The organism is Pseudomonas nitroreducens (genome assembly GCF_014204515.1).
GTDB classification, from domain to species: Bacteria; Pseudomonadota; Gammaproteobacteria; order Pseudomonadales; family Pseudomonadaceae; genus Pseudomonas; species Pseudomonas nitritireducens_A.
In genome coordinates, this window is sequence record NZ_JACHLI010000033.1 from 15038 (window position 1) to 33477 (window position 18440).

General features: G+C 66.7%; 13 protein-coding genes. All 13 read left to right on the plus strand.

Going from position 1 to position 18440, the window contains the following annotated elements; genetic code table 11:
* Positions 1–101: 101 nt before the first annotated feature.
* Positions 102–1889 carry a type VI secretion system baseplate subunit TssF gene (gene tssF / locus HNP46_RS28815; RefSeq protein WP_184595946.1) on the plus strand — a complete coding sequence of 596 codons (1788 nt, stop codon included), beginning with the start codon at positions 102–104 and terminating at the stop codon, positions 1887–1889.
* The gene (gene tssG / locus HNP46_RS28820; protein ID WP_184595948.1) at positions 1853–2860 is read left to right on the plus strand and encodes a type VI secretion system baseplate subunit TssG; all 1008 of its coding nucleotides are present in this window, start codon (positions 1853–1855) and stop codon (positions 2858–2860) included. The genes tssF and tssG overlap by 37 nt, the downstream gene beginning before the upstream one ends.
* Before the next feature lie 14 nt (positions 2861–2874).
* A complete protein-coding gene (gene tssH / locus HNP46_RS28825; RefSeq protein ID WP_184595950.1) occupies positions 2875–5457 on the plus strand; it encodes a type VI secretion system ATPase TssH in 2583 nt (860 codons plus the stop codon).
* 10 nt (positions 5458–5467) lie between these two features.
* On the plus strand, positions 5468–6976 hold the full coding sequence (locus HNP46_RS28830) for a sigma-54 interaction domain-containing protein (RefSeq protein WP_184595952.1): 1509 nt from the start codon (positions 5468–5470) through the stop codon (positions 6974–6976).
* 61 nt (positions 6977–7037) lie between these two features.
* Positions 7038–7178, plus strand: coding sequence for a type VI secretion protein (locus HNP46_RS28835; protein ID WP_184595954.1), 141 nt, complete (start codon positions 7038–7040; stop codon positions 7176–7178).
* A gap of 17 nt (positions 7179–7195) precedes the next feature.
* Positions 7196–8392 (plus strand): type VI secretion system-associated FHA domain protein TagH, encoded by a 1197-nt coding sequence (tagH, locus tag HNP46_RS28840; protein ID WP_184595956.1) that lies wholly within the window; start codon positions 7196–7198, stop codon positions 8390–8392.
* A gap of 5 nt (positions 8393–8397) precedes the next feature.
* The gene (gene tssJ / locus HNP46_RS28845) at positions 8398–8883 is read left to right on the plus strand and encodes a type VI secretion system lipoprotein TssJ (protein ID WP_184595958.1); all 486 of its coding nucleotides are present in this window, start codon (positions 8398–8400) and stop codon (positions 8881–8883) included.
* A 1-nt stretch (position 8884) separates the two neighbouring features.
* Positions 8885–10216, plus strand: coding sequence for a type VI secretion system baseplate subunit TssK (gene tssK / locus HNP46_RS28850; RefSeq protein ID WP_184595967.1), 1332 nt, complete (start codon positions 8885–8887; stop codon positions 10214–10216).
* 4 nt (positions 10217–10220) lie between these two features.
* A complete protein-coding gene (gene icmH / locus HNP46_RS28855) occupies positions 10221–11090 on the plus strand; it encodes a type IVB secretion system protein IcmH/DotU (RefSeq protein WP_184595969.1) in 870 nt (289 codons plus the stop codon).
* Positions 11091–11105: 15 nt separating this feature from the next.
* Positions 11106–14645: a type VI secretion system membrane subunit TssM gene (gene tssM / locus HNP46_RS28860; RefSeq protein WP_184595973.1), complete on the plus strand. Its 3540-nt coding sequence runs from the start codon at positions 11106–11108 to the stop codon at positions 14643–14645.
* Entirely contained in the window at positions 14645–15373 is a 729-nt protein-coding gene (locus HNP46_RS28865) for a PP2C family protein-serine/threonine phosphatase (RefSeq protein WP_184595975.1), read from the plus strand. Before tssM ends, HNP46_RS28865 begins: the two co-directional genes overlap by 1 nt.
* Positions 15370–16362 carry a serine/threonine-protein kinase gene (locus HNP46_RS28870; RefSeq protein ID WP_184595977.1) on the plus strand — a complete coding sequence of 331 codons (993 nt, stop codon included), beginning with the start codon at positions 15370–15372 and terminating at the stop codon, positions 16360–16362. The genes HNP46_RS28865 and HNP46_RS28870 overlap by 4 nt, the downstream gene beginning before the upstream one ends.
* Positions 16363–16384: 22 nt before the next feature.
* Positions 16385–18424 carry a type VI secretion system tip protein TssI/VgrG gene (tssI, locus tag HNP46_RS28875; protein WP_184595979.1) on the plus strand — a complete coding sequence of 680 codons (2040 nt, stop codon included), beginning with the start codon at positions 16385–16387 and terminating at the stop codon, positions 18422–18424.
* The last annotated feature ends 16 nt before the right edge of the window (positions 18425–18440 follow it).

The window sequence follows — 18440 nt, forward strand, 5'->3', positions numbered from 1 at the left end:
CAATCCCGAAGGCAAGACCAGCCTCCGGAACTGGCGGGAAGCCAGGCGCGCAAATCGCCCCGAGCGGCCTTGCGGCGCGCCAGCAAGGATGAGTACCCAACATGTCATTCAACCACTACTACCAGAGCGAGCTCACCGCCCTGCGCCAACTGGGACGCCGCTTTTCAGAGCGCAGCCCGGCGCTGGCGCCGTTCCTCGCCCAGGCGGGGCGCGACCCGGATGTCGAACGCCTGCTCGAAGGCTTCGCTTTCCTCACCGGGCGCTTACGGCAGAAGCTCGATGATGAGCTGCCCGAGCTGACCCACTCGCTGATGCACCTGCTGTGGCCGAACTACATGCGGCCGCTGCCGGCATTCAGCATTCTGCAGTTCGACCCACAGGCCAGCGCCGGTCCGGCCCTGCAGGTACCGCGCGACACACCGGTGGAAAGCAAGCCGGTCGAGGAGATCAGCTGTCGCTTCCGCACCTGCTTCCCCACCGAGGTCACTGCGCTGCAAACAGCCGGCGTGAACTATTCGGTCAAGGGTGAAGGCGCCATCCTCAGCCTGCGCCTGGAGATGAGCTGCCCCGGCCACCTGGGTGAGCTGGACCTCAAGCGTCTGCGTCTGCACCTGGCCGGCGAGCGCTACATCAGCCAGATGCTCTATCTGTGCCTGCTGAACAACCTCGACCATATCGAACTGGTACCGCTCAACGAGCAGCAGCAACCTCTGCTCGATGCCTACGATCGTCCGCTGAGCTTCCGCCTGCCCGGCGATCGCGTGCAGCCGGTGGGTTTCGCCGAAGACGAGGCGATGATCCCCTACCCGCTCAACACCTTCCGCGGCTATCGCTTCCTGCAGGAGTATTTCGCGTTCCAGGACAAGTTCCTGTTCGTCGACCTGCTCGGCCTGGATCGGTTGAACGCGTTGAGCGAGGCGCAGTTCAAGGAAACCCGCGCCCTGGAAATCCGCTTCGATATCCATCGCAGCGGCATCCAGCGCCTGCGTCCGACGCTGGACAACCTGAAGTTGCACTGCACTCCCATCGTCAATCTGTTCAAGCACGATGCGCTGCCCATTCGCCTGGACGGCAAGCAGGATGAATACCTGTTGCTGCCGGCCGAGCTGGATGCCCAGCACTGCGGCGTGTTCGCCGTGGACAACGTCACCGGCTGGAGTCCCGGCGGCACCGGGCACCAGGACTACGTGCTTTTCGAATCCTTCGAGCACGACGCCAGCTTCGACGTGCCCTCAGCCCGGCCGCACTACAGCGTGCGCCAGCGCACTTCGCTGCTGCACGAGGGGCTGGATACCTACCTGAGCTTCGGCATCCGCGACCAGGAGTCCCACGAGACGCTCTCCATCGAGCTCACCTGTACCAACCAGAACCTGCCACGCCGGCTGAAGCTGGGCGACATCTGCCTGCCCAGCGACGAAACGCCGGACTCGCTGCGCTTTCGCAACATCACGCCGGTCACGCCCAGCTACGCACCGCCGCTCAACCGCGACTTCCTGTGGAAGCTAATCAGCAACATGTCGCTGAACTACCTGTCGCTGGCCAACGTCGAGGCACTCAAGGTGATCCTCGAAACCTACGACCTGCCGCGCTACTACGACCAGCACGCCGAGAAGGTCAGCAAGCGACTGCTCGGCGGCCTCAGGTCGATCAACCACCAGCATGTCGACCGCCTGCATCGTGGCTTGCCGGTGCGCGGGTTGCGCAGCGAGCTGACGGTGGACCCCGAGGGCTACATCTGCGACGGCGACCTGTTCGTCTTCGCCTCGGTCCTCAATGAGTTTTTCGCGCTCTACGCCAGCCTCAACTCGTACCACGAGCTGAGGGTCAAAAGCACACAGGGAGAGGTGTACCAATGGACGCCGCGTATGGGACAGCAACCCCTGCTCTGAGCCGGCTGCGCCGGAACATCCGCGAGTACTCGCTGTTCCAGGCGGTGCAACTGGTCATCGAACGTCTGCGCGACACTGACTCCCAGGAAGACGAAGAAGCGCTCTACGACCGTCTCGAATTCCAGGCGAACCCGAGCCTCGGCTTCCCGGGCAGCGACATCCAGAGCGTGCAGTTCTTCGAGGAGAACGGCGTCAAGCGCGCGCGCCTGCGCATCAACCTGGTCAGCCTGTTCGGCTCCGGTTCGCCGCTGCCCGCCTTCTATGGCGAGCAGGCCTTGGGCGACAGCGAAGACGGCAACCCGACGCGGGACTTCCTCGACCTCTTCCACCACCGGCTGCAACGCCTGCTCCTGCCGATCTGGCAGAAGTACCGTTATCACGCACGCTTCCAGGGTGGCGCCATCGACGCCCTGTCACACCGACTGTTTGCCCTCATCGGCCTTGGCGGCAACGAACTGCGCCAGGCCCAGGAACTGAACTGGAAGCGCCTGCTGCCCTACCTGGGCCTGCTCAGCCTGCGCGCCCACTCGGCGGCGCTGATCGAAGCCGTACTGCGTTACTACTTCAAGCACGCCGACCTGTTCATCGAGCAGTGCCTGGAGCGCCAGGTGGAAATCCTGAACGAACAGCGCAACCGCCTGGGCCTGGCCAACAGCCGGCTCGGCGAAGACCTGGTGCTGGGCGAGTACGTGCGCGACAGCAGCGGCAAGTTCCGCGTGCATATCCGCGAACTCGACTGGGAACGCTTTCACGAATTTCTGCCCATCGGCACCGGCTACCAGCCGCTCTGCGCGCTGGTGCGCTTCACCCTGCGCGATCCGCTGGACTACGACCTGCGCCTGGAGCTGCGCCATGACGCCATCCGCGAACTGCGCATTGGCGCCGACAACCCCTGCCGCCTTGGCTGGACCAGTTGGCTCGGTCGCGAGTACGCCGACGGCATCGTCACCCTTGGCAGCCGAATTCATTAAGGAACGATGAATCCATGATCAACCTTGACCTGCAACAACTCGTCCAGGCGCTGGACGCCGAAACCCGCCGCGACCTGGAAGGCGCTGCCGAACGCTGCGTTGCCCGTGGCGGCAGCAGGATTCTCGTCGAGGACCTCCTGCTGGCTCTTCTGGAACGCCCGCAGGGTCTGCTGCAGCGAGCACTGCAGGATGCCGGCATCGACGCTGGAGAACTGGCCGCCGCACTTCAGCCGAACGCCGAGAACAGCGCCTCACGCAACCCGGTGTTCGCCGCTGAACTCATGCAGTGGCTGCAGGACGCTCTGCTGGTTGCCAACCTGGAACTGCGCGAGAGCCAGATCGACCAGGCCGCGTTGATCCTCGCCCTGCTGCGCAATCCTCTGCGCTATGCAGGCAGTCACTACCAGCCGCTGCTGGCGCGCCTGAACGCGGACCGCCTGCGCGACTTCGCCTTGTCGCAGAAGCCCGAAGAGGGTGCCACGCCGGTTTCCGGCAAAGGCGAATCGCTGCTCGAACGCTTCACTCACAACCTCACCCGCCAGGCCCGCGAGGGCAAGCTCGACCCGGTACTCTGCCGCGACAGTGCGATCCGCCAGATGATCGACATCCTCGCTCGACGCCGGAAGAACAATCCGATCGTGGTCGGCGAAGCCGGCGTCGGCAAGACCGCCGTGGTCGAAGGACTGGCTTCGCGCATCGCCGCCGGTGAGGTGCCGCACGCACTGCAGGGCGTCGAGCTGTTGTCGCTGGATATGGGCCTGCTGCAGGCCGGCGCCAGCGTCAAAGGAGAGTTCGAACGCCGCCTCAAGGGCGTGATCGACGAAGTGAAGGCCTCGGCCAAGCCGATCATCCTGTTCATCGACGAGGCCCACACGCTGATCGGCGCCGGCGCCCAGGCCGGCGGTTCGGATGCGGCCAACCTGCTCAAGCCCGCACTCGCGCGTGGCGAGCTGTGCACCATCGCCGCCACCACCTGGGCGGAGTACAAGAAGTACTTCGAGAAGGACCCGGCGCTGGCCCGGCGCTTCCAGCCGGTGCAGCTGCATGAGCCCACGGTCAGCGAAGCGGTGACCATCCTGCGCGGCCTGGCGAAGGTCTACGAGGCCAGCCACGGCATCTATCTGCGTGACGATGCGGTGGTGGCCGCCGCCGAACTCTCCGCCCGTTACCTGGCTGGTCGCCAGTTGCCGGACAAGGCTGTCGACGTGCTCGACACCGCCTGCGCCCGAGTGCGTATCAGTCTGGCCGCCGCGCCGGAAAGCCTGGAGCGGCTGCGCGGCGAGCTGGCCGAGGGCGAGCGCCAGCGCCAGGCGCTGCGGCGCGACCAGGAGGCCGGGTTGAACATTGACCAGGACGCTCTGCTGGCCCTGGAGGCCCGGCTGGAAGAGGCCCGCGCCCAGGAAGCCGCGCTGCAGCAACGCTGGCAGCAGCAACGCGATCTCGCCAGTGAACTGCTCGACCTGCGCCAGCAACTGGCCGCCGCCCGCGCCGACGTGGAGCGCCAGGAAGAAAGCGCCGACCTCGAACAGCGTCTGCATGACGTCCATGCCTCGCTGCGCGACGCGCAGGAGCAGGAGCGCCTGGTCAGCTTCGAAGTCTGCCCGCGACTGGTTGCCGAAGTGATCAGCCACTGGACCGGCGTCCCGCTGTCGCAACTGGCCCGCGAGCACAACGCCAAGGTCGCCAGCTTCGCCGCCGATCTACGCCAGCGCGTACGTGGCCAGGAGCAGGCCGTGCAGGCGCTGGACCGCGCCATGCGCGCCACCGCCGCCGGCCTGAACAAACCCGATGCGCCGGTGGGGGTGTTCCTGCTGGTCGGCCCCAGCGGCGTCGGCAAGACCGAAACCGCACTCGCCCTGGCCGACCTGCTGTATGGCGGCGAGCGCTTCCTCACCACCATCAACATGTCCGAGTTCCAGGAGAAGCACACCGTCTCACGCCTGATTGGCGCCCCGCCGGGCTACGTCGGCTACGGCGAGGGCGGCATGCTCACCGAGGCCGTCCGGCAGAAGCCCTACTCGGTCGTGCTACTCGACGAGGTGGAGAAAGCCGATCCGGACGTGCTCAACCTCTTCTACCAGATCTTCGACAAGGGGATCGCCAACGACGGTGAAGGCCGCGAGATCGACTTCCGCAACACGCTGATCCTGATGACCTCCAACCTCGCCAGCGAGCGCATCGCCACGCTCTGTGCCGAAGGCCATCGCCCGCCCGCCGCAGAGCTGGAAGAGGCCATTCGCCCGGCACTCAGCCGGCACTTCAAGCCCGCCCTGCTGGCTCGCATGCGCGTAGTGCCCTACTACCCGGTCAGTGGCGACGTACTGCGCGAACTGGTGCAGCTCAAGCTCGACCGACTCCGCGAGCGCCTGCAGCGCCGCCAGCTCGACTTCAGCCACTGCCAGGCACTGGTCGATCACCTGGCTGAGCGCTGCACCCAGAGCGAGAGCGGCGCGCGGCTGATCGACCAACTGATGGATGCCCACCTGCTGCCGCAGATCGCCGACCGCCTGCTCGACGCCATGGCCGCTGGCGTCACCCTGCGCCAGGTGCACGCGACGCTGGACGGCGATGGCCGTCCGGTCTGTGAGTTCAGCTGAGGTGGGCGATATGTTCCTGCGCATCCCACAACCCCTGAACTACGCCGAGGCCCTGCTCGATCAGTACGCCAGCCTCGCGCGCGCGGCCGACGCCGGCAGCCTGCTCGGCCAGTTCGTCCGCGCCGCCGGCGAGTTGGCGGGCTGCGAGCTGGTCCAGCTGTATCTGCTGGATGCCGGCCACAGCACGCTCGGCCTGAATGCCGAGTGCCTCGACGGCCTCCTGCAACCGCGCGAAGCCGCCAGCCTGCCCGCCGACTACAAGGACGAGCAACTGCTGCAGTACAGCCTGTGCCAGAACCGCGTACTGAGCCTGGCCGAGCTCAATGACAGCCTGCACGACACCAGCTTCCTGCCGGCCTGCAACACCCCCTGGCGAGCTCTGCTGTGCCTGCCGCTGCTCGACTCGCGGCAGGCAGTCCAGGGCCTGCTGCTGTGCGCCAGGCATGCCCCCGGCGACCTCGCCGGCTTCGCCCGCTCCCTCGGCCAGCTCGGCACCTTCGTCCACGCCCAGCTGCAATTGCTCCTGCGACTGCGCTATCCGCAGCGCGATAGCCAACCCGCGGCGCCAGCCCCCTGCGCCAGCGGCTACGGGATGATCGGCAACAGCCCGGCGATGCGCCGCACCTACCAGTTGATCGGCAAGGTCCTGCACAGCCCCTACACCGTCCTGCTCACCGGCGAGACCGGCACCGGCAAGGAACTGGTCGCCCGCGCCATCCATGACTGCGGCACACGCCGCACCGCCAGCTTCGTCGTGCAGAACTGCTCGGCGCTGCCCGAGCACCTGCTGGAAAGCGAGCTGTTCGGCTATCGCAAGGGGGCTTTCACCGGCGCAGATCGCGACCGCCACGGCCTGTTCGATGCGGCGCACGGTGGCACCCTGTTCCTCGACGAAATCGGTGACATGCCGCTGATCCTGCAAGCCAAGCTGTTGCGCGTCCTGCAGGAAGGCGAAATCCGCCCGCTGGGCAGCAACGACACCCATCGCATCGACGTGCGTATCGTCGCCGCAACCCACCGCGACCTGGAGTCCATGGTCAGCAGCGGCGCCTTCCGCGAAGACCTCTATTACCGACTGACGCAGTTCCCCATCGAGCTGCCGCCACTGCGCCAGCGTGGCGAAGACATCCTCGAACTGGCGCGCCACTTTGCCGACAAGGCCTGCTCCTTCCTCCAGCGCGCTCCCTGCAGCTGGTCCAGCGCCGCCCTCGATCGGCTCGCCAAGTACGGCTTTCCCGGCAACGTCCGCGAGCTCAAGGGCATGGTCGAGCGCGCGGTGCTCCTGTGCGAGACGGGCGAGCTGCTGCCCTCCCATTTCAACCTGCGTGACAAGCCCGTGGAGAACGGCAACACCTCGAACCTGCGCGAGCGCCTGGAGCAGGTCGAGCGCTCGATACTGCTCGAATGCCTGCGCAGGAACGGCGGCAATCGCACCCTGGTCGCCCACGAACTGGGGCTGCCGCGGCGCACCCTGCTGTACCGCCTGGGGCGCCTGCACATCCACACCCACGAGGCCTGAGCGAGCCGTCCATGAACCCACCTCAAGTCCACATCGATCACATCCCCATGGAGGTCGTCTGATGCCCCCACTTCGCTGGCGTGCCGTCCTGCTCGCCCTCGCCACCTCGCTCGCCCTCGGCGCTTGCAGCGGCAACTACAAGTTCAACGACAAGGACTACCGCCCGCTGGGCGAGCCACAGACGGTCAACCGTCGCAACTGAACCAGGAGCACAGAACCATGGAACTGGTATTCGAAATGGTGAGCGCCCAGCAGTTCGTGCCCGGCCTGCTGACCAGCAAGACCTTCAAGGAGGCCGGCGGCATGATCGGCCGTGCCGAGGATTGCGACTGGGTTATCCCCGACGCCCGCCGCCACCTGTCCAACCATCATGCCCAGGTCAGCTTTCGCGACGGCGGGTTCTACCTGACCGATGGCAGCAGCAACGGCGTTCAGCTCAAGGCCAACGGAGCGCGCCTGCAGAAGGGCGTGCCACAACGCATCGAGCATGGTGCGGTGTACTGCCTGGGCGACTTCGAGATCCGCGCGCGCCTGGTGCAGGACCCGGCCATCTTCGGTGAGGAAATCGGCCGACCACGCCCCGCCGGCAGCATCATTCCCGACGACGCCTTCCTCGCTCTCGACCCGCTGGCAGCCATCGACCAGCAGGAGCGCATCTACGCCGAGAGCGAAGACTACGCAATGCTTGGCGCAGGCCACACCGACACCCGCTACCAGGCCGACTACGCGCCGATCGACATGGAGAGCCTGCCGCTGCCGCAACTGGTAGAGCCGCCGCAGGAGATCCGCCCCGCTCCGCCAGCCGAGGTGGAGCGCCAACCGGAAGGCTTCTGGCAGCGCTTCGGCGAACAACTGGGCGTGAGCTTCGAAGGTCTGGATCAGGATGCCCGCGAGGCCCTGGCAATCCAGGCGGCGCGACTGCTGCGCCAGTGTGTGGGCGGCATCCAGCAGAGCCTGCGGACCCGTACCGAGCTGAAGAACGAACTGCGCCTGGCGCTGACCACCGTGCAGGGCCACGGCGGCAACCCGCTCAAATCCAGCGCAGACAGCCGCGAAGCGCTGAACGCCCTGCTCCTGGGCGCACGGCCCGGCCAGGCGAGCGCCGAGCAGTCGGTCTACCGCGCCTTTTGCGACCTCCAGGCACACCAGGTAGCGCTGCTCAGCGCCAGCCGCGCCGCGGTGCGCGGCACGCTTGAGCATTTCGCCCCCGAGCAACTGGCGCTGCGCTTCGAGCGCGACGGGCAGGTATCCCGCCTCGCTGGCGCGGGTGGCCGCTGGCGTGCCTACGGGCGCTACCACCAGTCCCTGCGCCAGGACGACGAATGGGGCGAACGCCTGATCGCCCGTGATTTTGCCCGTGCCTATGAGGAACAGGTCCGCCTGATCGCCACCCTCAACAGCGAATCCCAAGGATGAACCGCATGCCCGCTCTCAGATCCATCGCCCTGCTCGCCCTGGTCGTGCTGACCAGCGCCTGCTCGGCGCTCTCGCCCTACTCGAAGATCACCAAGCTGGAGCTGTCCCTGAGCGCCAGCGACCAGTTGAACCCGGACCTCGACGGCCGCCCCTCGCCCATCGTGGTGCGCCTGATCGAACTGAAGAGTCCGGTGGCCTTCGAGAACGCCGACTTCTTCAGTCTCTACGACCGCTCGCGTGAAGCCCTGGCACCCGACCTTGTCGCCAGCGAGGAGATCGAGATGCGTCCCGGTGAAACCCGCGAGCTCAAGCTCACGGTGAACGACGGCAGCCGCTATGTCGGCGTGCTGGCCGCCTACCGCGACCTGCCGGAGACCCGCTGGCGCTACGTGGTGACCCTGGCCCCCGTGCAGCTCAATCGCGCCGACCTGCGCCTGGACCAGACCGGCATCCAGGCGCTCGCCGACGCCAGCCAGGCGAAGGGGAACTGAGATGGTCGCGCAAAAAGTCATCTGGCGCGAAGGCATGCTCCTGCGCCCGCAGCATTTCCAGCAGAGCGACCGCTACTACGACCACCAGCTCAAGGCCCGCACCCGTCTGCTCGGCCGTTACGCCTGGGGCTTCTTCGAGCTGGAGATCGACAGCCAATTCCTCGCCACCGGCAAGCTGGTGCTCAGCCGCGCTTCAGGCGTGCTGCCCGATGGCACCCTGTTCGACCTCGCCAGCCACGACGAACCACTGGCCCTGGACATCCCGCCGAACACCAGCAACACGCCGATCTACCTGGCGCTGCCGCTGGTCACCGGCAACCACGTCGAAGCCCGCCGCAGCGAGCAGATCGACGTGCTGGCGCGCTACACCACCCGCGACCTGGAAGTGGCCGACTCCAACGCCGGCGACAGCACCAGCAGCCAGGTCACCTGCGGCCGAGCCGACTTCCGCCTGTTGCTCGGCGAGCAACGCAACGATCAGGCCTACGTGCGCCTGAAGGTCTGCGACGTGCTCGACACCTCACCGGACGGTCGCATCACGCTCGACCCCGACTTCATCCCCAGCCACCTGCACTTCCACGAGAGCGGCTACCTGCTGTCGTGTCTCAAGGAAGTGGTCAGCATGCTCGGCCACCGCGGCGACACCCTGGCCGAACGCATCCGCTCCACCGGCAAGGTCGGCGGCGCCGAGGTCGGCGACTTCATGATGCTGCAGTTGATCAACCGGACCGAGCTGGTGCTGCGCCACAACCTGGATCTGGAGCAGGTGCATCCCGAAGAGGTGTACTGCACGCTGCTGGCGATGCTGGGCGACCTCGCCACCTTCTCCAGCGAAACCAAGCGCCCGCGACTGGACGGCCGCTACCAGCACAGCGACCAGGGCGCCAGCTTCCGCAGGCTGATGGAAGCCATCCGCCAGGTGCTGTCGATGGTGCTCGAACAGCACGCCATCGAACTGGTCCTGCAGCAGCGCCAGTACGGCATCCTGGTTTCGCCGCTGCACGACCACAAGCTGCTCGCCAGCTCCTCCTTCGTACTCGCCGCCAGCGCCCAGTGCGAAGCGGAGGAATTGCGCCAGCGCCTGCCGGCGCACCTCAAGGCCGGCCCGGTGGAGCGCATCCGCCAGCTGGTCAACCTGCACCTTCCGGGTATCCGCGTGAAGCCATTGCCAGTGGCGCCGCGACAGATCCCGTTCCACGCCAACAAGACCTACTTCATCCTCGAGCTCAACCCGGAAGAGCAGGCGCAGCTGGAGCGATCCGGCGGTTTCGCCTTCCATGTGTCCGGCGAATTCTCCGGGCTCGAACTGAAGTTCTGGGCCATCAGGAACTGAGCGCATGATCAAGGAAATGGATTACCCGCAGGACGACAAGACCGTGCTGGTCGGCCGCGAGGGCGAGGACCACTCGAGCAGCCCGCTGACCGACTTCGCCGAGCCGCCGCGCTTCGAGCAACTGGAAGCACGGATGATCTACGCCGCGCGGCTGCGCCCGGAAGAGACCTTCAACATCAGTCTCAACCCGCTGGTGGCCGCCGCCGCCGAGCTGCTCTCGGACGTGGTGCGGATCAAGCACTCCAGTGCCGGCGAAGACCTGCGCACGCTCAATGACAAGCTGAGCGCCGGCATCCGGCAATTCGAAATGCGCGCCCTGCACGAGGGCGCCGAGAACAGCCAGGTGATGGCCGCCCGCTACGTGCTCTGCACCGTGCTCGACGAAGCAGTGGTGACCACCGACTGGGGCAACGAAAGCGAGTGGTCGCAGATGAGCCTGCTCAGCAGCTTCCACAACGAGACCTTCGGCGGCGAGAAGTTCTTCCAACTGCTGGAGCGCCTGTCGCGCAACCCGGTCAAGCACCTGCCGATGCTGGAGCTGATGTACCTGTGCCTGGCCCTGGGGTTCGAAGGCAAGTACCGCGTGCTGCCGCGCGGCATGCTCGAACTCGAAGCGGTGCGCGACAGCCTCTACCGCCAGATCCGCCAGTTGCGCGGCGACGTGCCCCGTGAGCTGTCACCACAGTGGGAAGGCCTGCGTGACTCGCGCCAGCGCCTGGTACGCATCGTGCCCTGGTGGCTGGTAGCGCTATTCACCCTGGTCTGCCTGGTGGTGATGTACACGGGATTTGCCTGGGTACTCGACGACCAGCGCGAGAGCGTTCTGCAACCCTATCAGCAACTCGACCCGGCTCCGGTCGAGCCCAAGTCGTAACACAGGGAAAGTGTGATGAAGAACTTCTTCAAGAAAGTCGGTGCCTTCCTGCGCCGGACCTGGGTCTGGAGCCTGCTGCTGGTGCTCCTGCTGGCGCTGCTGGTCTGGTTCACCGGGCCGCTGCTGGCGGTGAACGAACACAAGTTCTGGGAAGAGGCCAGCGCCCGCCTGCTGACCATCGCGGTGCTGTTCCTCGCCTGGGGCCTGTTCATGGTCTTCGCCAGTTGGCGCGCCATGCGCCGCAAGAAGGCCGAGGAAGAAAGCGAGGACGGCCAGGAACGCCTGCGCTGCCAGGAACTGATCAGCGACGAGCAGCATGAACTGCGCTCGCGCTTCCAGGACGCCCTGCGCATCCTCAAGACCTCCAGCCTCTACCGCGGTCGCAGCGAGCGCTGGCGCAACGAGCTGCCCTGGTACCTGATGCTCGGCCCGCAGGGCAGTGGCAAGACCAGCCTGCTGGACTTCTCCGGGCTGGAGTTTCCGATCAACCGGATCGAGCGCAAGCTGACCCGCGACACCAGCGGCACCCGTTACTGCGACTGGTACTTCGCCGAACACGGCGTGCTGGTCGACGCCACCGGCCGCTACCTGAGCCAGGGCGACGCGGAGGTCGACGCCAGTGGCTGGAACACCCTGCTCAACCTGCTGCGCAAACGCCGCCGCGCCCGCCCGCTCAACGGCGTGGTCGTCAACGTTCCGGTGGACCTGCTGCAGGCCGGCGACGAACAGGCGCTGGAGACACTCGGCCGGCAGATTCGCGCACGCCTGCAGGACGTGCACCGCAACCTGCACGTCGACCTCCCCGTTTACCTGGTGCTGAGCAAGGCCGACAAACTGCAGGGCTTCGACGAATTCTTCGACCAGCTGTCCCGCGAGGAAAGCGACCAGGTGCTGGGCGTCAGCTTCCGCAAGGAGCAGAACGGCACGGACGTCAGCGTCCTGCGCCAGGAGTTCGAGGAACTCCTGCGTCGTCTCAACAGCCAGGTCATCCTGCGCATGCACCAGGAGCGCAACACCCAGCGCCGCGGCCGCATCCTCGACTTCCCGCATCAGTTGGCGCAGATCGGCGACCGCCTGAGCCTGCTGGTGGAGTTCGCCTTCACCGGCAACCGCTACCAGCGCGCCAGCCAGCTTCGCGGCTTCTACCTCACCAGCGCGCCGCACCTGGCCCAACAGATGGACGCAGACACCGCCGCCATCGGCGCCAACCTGGGCATGGCCAGCGTCAAGCTGCCGACCCTGCGCGAAGGGCGTCCACGCTTCATCCATCACCTGTTCAGCCGGGTGATCTTCCCCGAGTCCGAACTGGCCGGCCTGGACAAGCGCGAAACCGCGCGCATCCACTGGGGGCAGCGCGCGGTCTACGCCGCCTCGCTGGCGCTGCTCGCCGTGTTCGGCCTGGTCTGGTCCAGTGGCTTCTCCGCCAACAACGGCCGCCTGGATCAGGTTCGCGACCTCGGTCAGAAGCTCGCCCGCGAGCATGCCGCGCTCACCCCGCAGGATGACGCCAGGGCGACGCTCAAGGCACTCGACACCAGCTACGCGGCCAGCCAGGTGTTCCCTGCCAAAGGCGACGTCGCCTTCAATGAGCGCGCCGGCCTCTACCAGGGTGAGGACAGCACTCCGGCCCTCACTGCCGCTTACCAGCGGGAGCTGCGGGAACAACTCCTGCCGCGCGTGGCGCGCACCCTCGAAGGGCAGATCCGCGCCAACCTGAACGACCGCGAGCGCCTGCTCGGCAGCCTGCGCGCCTACCTCATGCTGAACCTGCCCGAGCGCCGCGATGCCGGCTTCCTGAAGGGCTGGATCGGCGCAGACTGGTCGATGCGCTACAGCGGTGACGCGGTGGTGCAGAACGGCCTGGGTACCCACTTCGCACGCCTGCTCGAACAGCCCTTCGTCTATCCGCTCAACGAGCCGCTGGTAGCCCAGGCCCGCCAGGTGCTGCGCAGCGAGTCGCTCGCCAACGTGGTCTACCGCGTCCTGCGCGAACAGGCACGCAGCCTGCCCGAGTACCGCCTCGACCAGCACCTGGGGCCGCAGGGTTCGCTGTTCTCCGGCACCGACTATGCGATCCCCGGCTTCTACACCCTGCGCGGCTACCAGCAATACTTCGTCGCACAAGGCGCGCCGATGGTCCGCGAAATCCTGCGCGACAACTGGGTACTGGGCGAAGGCAACAGCCTCAGCGTGCAGGACCTCAGCCGTCTGATGGTGGAACTGCAGCAGCTGTATTTCCGCGACTACGCCAACCTGTGGAGCGAGGCGGTCAATCGCGTCCAGTTGCAGCCGATCCGCGAGTTCGACCAGGGCGCGGACCAGGTAGCCGGCCTGACCGCCGCCAACTCGCCGCTGTTGCAACTGCTCGTGGAGGTTCGCGAAAACACCCGCATCCCGGGCATCGCCGAAAGCACCGAAGCGGCCGGCGATCTGGCCGGAGCCGCTGCGGATGCCGCCGGCGGCAAGATCGGCAAGGTCGGCCAGGTCGCGGCAGCCGCCGCCGAACAAGCCCAGGATGCCCTCGCCAAGAGCCTCCCGGATACCGCCCGGCAGGCCTTGCAGCGCCGCTTCGAACCGCTGCACCGCCTGCTCGACGACAACGGCGGCCCGGCGGCCGACCTCGCCCCGGTGATGCAGGCGCTCAACGGCCTGCAGCTGCAACTGAGCAGCCTGGCCCGCGCCAGCCAGCCGGAACAGGTCGCCTTCGAACTGGCGCGCGGTCGCATGGGCGGTCAGGTCGACGCCCTGGCCACCCTGCGCAGCGCCGCGGTCCGCCTGCCACAGCCGGTGAGCGGCTGGTTCAACCTGCTGGCCGAGGACAGCTGGAGACTGGTACTGGGTGACGCCTACCGCTACCTGAACCAGCGCTACCAGGCCGAGCTGTACAGCTTCTACTTCAAGGCCATCAACCAGCGCTACCCGTTCAACGCCAAGAGCAACAGCGACGTCGCCATCGCTGACTTCCGCGAGTTCTTCAAGACCCAGGGCATCGCCGATCGCTTCTTCGACAGCTACCTGAAACCCTTCGTCAGCGGCGATCCGGGCAACTACCGCCTGCGCAGCGTCGATGGCCACAGCCTGCCGATGTCGCGCACCTTCCTCGAACAGATGGGCTACGCCCAGGCAATTCGCCGCAGCTTCTTCGCCGACAACCCGGCCGAGCCGCAGGTGCAGTTCAAGCTGGAGCCCTACTCCATCGACTCCAGCCTGAGCCGCGCCGACTTCCGCTTCGGCGACCAGTTGCTGGAATACCGCCATGGTCCGATCGTGCCGGTCGCCTTCCGCTGGCCGACCGACGCAGACGACGGCCGCACCAGCCTGATCCTGGAAGAACTGGGCGGCCGCCGTGTCAGCCTGGAGAAAAACACCGGCCCCTGGTCGCTGTTCCGCCTCTTCGACCAGATGCAGAGCGAGTACCTGCGCGGGCGTGACGTGCTGATGCTCAAGGCCGACCTCGGCGGACTGCGTGCCAACTACCTGGTGCTGGCACAGCGTTCGCCGAACCCGTTCGACCTCGGCAACCTGCGCAGCTTCCGGCTGCCGGTCTCGCTCTGATGCAAGTCGCACTGCGTTGGAGCAGCACGGCGCGCACGGACACCGGCAAGGTCCGTGCGCGCAACGAAGATGCCTTCCTCGACCACCCGGAGCATGGGCTCTGGGTGGTGGCCGATGGCATGGGCGGGCACTCGCGAGGCGATCGGGCGAGCCGCATGATCGTCGAAGCGCTGGCGCAGATCACGCACTACGCGGACCTCGACACCCGCACACAGCAGATTCGCCAGCAGCTGCACTGGCTCAATCGGCGCTTCGTGATGGAAATGACCCAGACCGCCGACCAGCCCCCGCAAGTCATGGGCAGCACCGTCGTCGCGCTGCTGCTCGACGACAAGCGGGCCACCTGCATCTGGGCCGGCGACAGCCGCTGCTACCTGTGGCGCGACCATCGTCTCTACCAGCTCACCCGCGACCACTCCCTGCAACAGCAATTGATGGACGAACAGGGCATGGACGCCGAGCAGGCCCGGCGCCATCCCTCCGCCCACGCACTGACCTGCGCCGTCGGCGTCGGCGACAAGTTCTCCCTCGACACCCTGGAGCTGAACATCCACCCCGGCGACACCTTCCTGCTCTGCAGCGATGGCCTCTACAACAGCCACAGCGAGCAGACTCTCGGCAACGCCCTGAGCCAGGGCTCCATCCAGGGGGCGCTCGACCAACTGATCGACCTCGCCCTGGAAGGCTCCGCGCGCGACAACCTGACCGCCGTGGTGATCCGCCGATGACCCTCGACAACCTCGCGGCGCCTGCCGACAACTGCACCTACTTCGCCTTCGTCGGCCAGCCAACCGCGCACCCGGCGCCCGCTCCGGTGCCCGCCCAGGAGGCGGGAGACGCGGCCCTGCCCGAGGTACTCCTGGGCCGCTACCAGCTTGAACGCCTGCTCGGCGTCGGCGGCATGGGCGCCGTGTACCGCGCGCGCGACCTGCTGCGCGAGCAGTTCGGCGACCCCGACCCCTACGTCGCCGTCAAGCTGCTCAACGAGGAGTTCTCCCAGTACCCCGATGCCAGCACGTTGCTCTACAGCGAGTTCGCGCTGACCATGCGCCTGCGCCATCCGCACATCGTCCGACTGCACAGCTTCGAAGTCGACAGCGCCTGCCGGCGGGCCTTCATCACGCTGGAACTGATGCGCGGCCTGACGCTCGACCAACTGCTCTGCGAACGCCCCGAAGGCCTGCTCTGGGACGAGTGTCGCCTCATCGCACTGAGCCTGCTCGATGCCCTGGCGTACTCCCATGATTGCGGCGTACTGCATGGCGACCTGAAGCCCAGCAACGTGATGCTCGCCGAAGACGGCGCGCGGCTCTTCGACTACGGCCTGGGCCAGCCCCGCGAGGGCCTGCTCGACGGACTGCCGCGCCTGTCGCGCGAACGCTTCAACGCCTGGACGCCCCGCTACGCAGCGCTCGAGCTCCTCGACGGCGCCCCCATTTCGCCGGCCAGCGACCTCTTCGCTGTCGCCTGCGTCCTGCATGAACTGCTGAGCGGCAAACACCCCTACCAGCGGCTCGACGCTCGCGAAGCCAAAGCCCAGCGCCTGGAACGAAAACTCAAGGCGCCACGCCGGCTGACGCCGCAGACCTGGCACGCCCTGCGCACCGCGCTGGCGCTGAGTGAAGACGAGCGGCGCATCAGCGTCCGCGAACTGCGCGAGGCTTTCGTCGCGCAACCCAAGGCCAAGCACCGCTGGTTCCAGCGGCGCACCGGATGATGATCGAACAGGGAGCCTGAACATGTTCAACCCGGCCAACCAGACCCATTTCAGCCTGAGCATCGACGGGGTCGACAACGACCTGCAGGTGCTCGAGTTCCATGGCAGCGAAGGCATCAGCCGGCCCTACCGCTTCGAAGTCGAACTGGTCAGCGAGCGCTTCGACCTGAAGCTCGAAGACCTGCTGCACAAGCGCGCCTTCCTGGCTTTCACCCCCGACGGCGCCGGCATCCACGGGCAGATCCACCGCGTCGCCCAGGGCGACGCCGGCAAGCGCCTGTGCCGTTATCGGGTAGTCCTGGTGCCGCAACTGGCCTACCTCGCCCATCGCATCAACCAGCGCATCTTCCAGCACCTGACCGTCCCCGAGATCATCGCCAGCGTGCTGGAAGAACACGGCATCCTCGCCGACGCCTATCAGTTCCAACTCGGCCCGACCGTCTACCCCCCGCGCGACTACTGCACCCAGTACGACGAGTCCGACCTGCATTTCGTCCAACGCTTGTGCGAAGAGGAAGGAATCCATTACCACTTCCGCCACCACAGCGACGGCCACCGCCTGGTCTTCGGCGACGACCAGACCGCCTTCCCGCGCCTGGGCCGGCCGACGCCCTACATCCCCGACACCGGCATGGTCGCCGACCTGCCGGTGATCAAGCGCTTCAACTTGGGCTTTGAAGCGCGCACCAGCCGCGTCACCCGCCGCGACTACGACTTCCAGAAGCCGCGCCTGCTCATGGAAGCCGCCTGCAAACCCAAGGCCGAGAAGCCCGAGCCGGACCTGGAAGACTACGACTACCCCGGCCGCTTCACCGACCGCGAGCGCGGCAAGCACCTCAGCCAGCGCGCCCTTGAACGCCACCGCGCCGACTACCGCACCGCCCGCGGCGAAGGCGACCAGACCCGGTTGCTCAGCGGCCATTTCCTCGAACTCTCCGAACACCCGCGCGGTGAGTGGAACGACCTCTGGCTGCTCACCGAAGTCCTCCACGAAGGCAAACAGCCCCAGGTGCTGGAAGAATCCATCACCAGCGACGTCACCGAGCACAAGGACGACTTCCACCAGGGCTACCGCAACCGCTTCGTCGCCACCCCCTGGGACGTGCCCTACCGCCCCGCCCTCGAACACCCCAAACCCAGGGTGCTGGGCAACCAGAGCGCCGTGGTCACCGGTCCGGCCGGCGAAGAAATCCACTGCGACCCGTACGGCCGCGTGAAGGTGCAGTTCTTCTGGGACCGCGAAGGCCAGGCCGACGACCGGACCAGCTGCTGGCTGCGCGTCGCCAGCGGCTGGGCCGGCAACCTCTATGGCGGCATCGCCATTCCCCGCGTGGGCATGGAAGTGCTGGTCAGCTTCCTCGAAGGCGACCCCGACCAGCCGCTGGTTTCCGCCTGCCTCTACCACGCCGAGAACCAGGTGCCCTACCCCCTGCCGGCGAACAAGACCCGCAGCGTCTTCAAGACCAACAGCTACCCCGGCGGCGGTGGCTACAACGAACTGCGCATCGAAGACCGCAAAGGCCAGGAACAGATCTTCCTCCACGCCCAGCGCGACTGGGACGAGAACATCGAACACGACCAGCGCATCCGCATCGGCCACGAGCGCCACGACACCGTCGAAGCCAACACCTACAGCGAATTCAAGGCCGAGGAGCACCACACCACCCACGGCGACCGCAAGGTGGAAACGCGCATCGACGACCACCTCACCGTGGCCAACAACCAGCACATCAAGATCGGCACCGGCCAGTTCATCGACGCCGGCCAGGAAATCCACCTCAAGGCCGGGCAGAAACTCATCGTCGAAGCCGGCATGGAAATCACCCTCAAGGCCGGCGGCAGCTTCATCAAGCTCGACCCCGGCGGCGTCACCCTCGTCGGCCCCATGGTCAAGGTCAACGCCGGCGGCTCACCGGGCAACGGCTCGGGCATCGGCATCAAACCGCCGCTGCAACCCAACGCGGCGGACGCGGACAAGGCGGGGAAAGAGATGGAAGAGGCGCTGATCAACGTGCCGCTGGAGCACATCGTGCCGGAAGCCGACTACCCCTTCTCCCTTTGACGAAACCAACCGAGCA